We start from the raw sequence: 920 nt of genomic DNA on the forward strand, positions 1-920 counted from the left end.
ACAACTGTTGGTGCTAACGGTGGTTTGAACCGCCTCGACGTCTCCGGCGCTGCTGCTGACGGCTCTGGCGTACAAGACCTGTCCCTGACAGCTGGCCAGGTCAAACTGGTTGCTGGCACCATCGATGCTTCTGCTGAACTGGCTAACGTCACCGTTCGCGTATCCACCAGCTCCGCAGTCAATGGCGCACAAAAAATCACCATGGGTGCCGGTAACGACACCGTCATCTTCGATAACATCCAGGACACACGTGCTGGTCTGACCATCTCCGACACCGTTGTTGGTGGCGCAGGTACAGGCGACACCCTGGTTATCGACGGTGACCTGACAGGTGCCAACCTGGGCGACACCATCGCCCTGGGCGCGTCTGAATGGACTAACGTCTCCGGTTTCGAAACCATCCGCCTCGTTGGTACCTCCAACAATGCAGGTGCTACCGGTGCTGGTAACTACCGCCTGACACTGACTGATGCCCTGATCGCGTCCAACAACAACGCCGGTGTACTGGCGATTGTCAACGACAACGACACCGCTAACAATGCTAACAACACAGCTGACACAGCTGGTACAGCACAAGAAAGCGCTGCTGTCATCGACGCCCGTACCCTGAGCGCCACAAGCCGCTTCAGCTACAAAGGCGAAGAAGGTGCGACCCGTACAGCTGACCGTATCATCTTCACGGATGCCAACTTCAATGGTACCCACACCATTGACGGCGGTGCTGTTGACAACAACACCACCAACAACAGCCAGAAGAATGATGACGTGATCGAACTGCGCAACGCAACTAACGCAGCCATCGGTGACTTCAACGGCATCAAAAACATGGGTAACATCGAACTGACGAACGACACAGCAGTGACTCAAGTGTCCCAAATCCAGTTGAATGACACCATCGTTGGTAACCTGGTTGACAGCTA

Annotated in this window: 1 protein-coding gene; it reads left to right on the forward strand. The window is 55.3% G+C overall.

The features are described 5' to 3' along the window. A partial coding sequence (locus tag AC1RVX_RS30000; RefSeq protein WP_493220245.1) for a hypothetical protein occupies nucleotides 1–920 on the forward strand: 920 nt, incomplete at both ends.

It is taken from the genome of Undibacterium sp. GW821-FHT11B02 (assembly GCF_058808955.1).